The organism is Vibrio sp. 704 (assembly GCF_033339295.1).
In genome coordinates this window covers 1-638 of the sequence record NZ_JAWOUH010000573.1, presented here as the reverse complement: position 1 = coordinate 638, position 638 = coordinate 1, and the positions used below count along the sequence as shown (strand labels likewise).

Genomic DNA, 638 nt, shown 5'->3' with positions numbered 1-638 from the left:
GTTCTACACCCCTCGCGCAGTGACTCGCTTTATCGTCAATCGTCTTGACCCTAAACTAGGTGAGCAGATTATGGATCCCGCCTGCGGTACGGGCGGATTCCTGGCTTGCTCGTTCGATCACGTTAAAGAGAACTACGTAACAAGCGCAGCCGACCACCAAACGCTGCAAAAGCAAATCCATGGTGTAGAAAAGAAACAACTGCCACATTTGCTGTGTATCACCAATATGATGCTCCACGGTATCGAAGTCCCTGTGCAGATTAAGCATGGCAACACGCTTAACAAGCCGCTTTCAAACTGGGACAGCAATATCAATGTGATTGCCACTAACCCACCGTTTGGCGGCACAGAAGAAGACGGGATTGAAAAGAACTTCCCTGCCGAAATGCAAACTCGTGAAACGGCTGATCTGTTCTTGCAGCTTATTGTCGAAGTATTGGATAAAGATGGTCGCGCTGGTGTGGTGTTGCCTGATGGCACCTTGTTTGGTGAAGGTGTAAAAACCAAAATCAAAAAGATGCTGACAGAAGAGTGTAACCTGCACACGATTGTTCGTTTGCCTAATGGCGTGTTCAACCCATACACAGGTATTAAGACCAACATCCTGTTCTTTACCAAAGGCCAACCGACCAAAGAAG

General features: G+C 47.6%; 1 protein-coding gene. It reads left to right on the top strand.

Translation table 11 applies throughout. The features are described 5' to 3' along the window. Positions 1-638: N-6 DNA methylase (locus tag R7R24_RS27825; RefSeq protein WP_318120305.1), on the top strand; the 638-nt coding region annotated here is incomplete at both ends.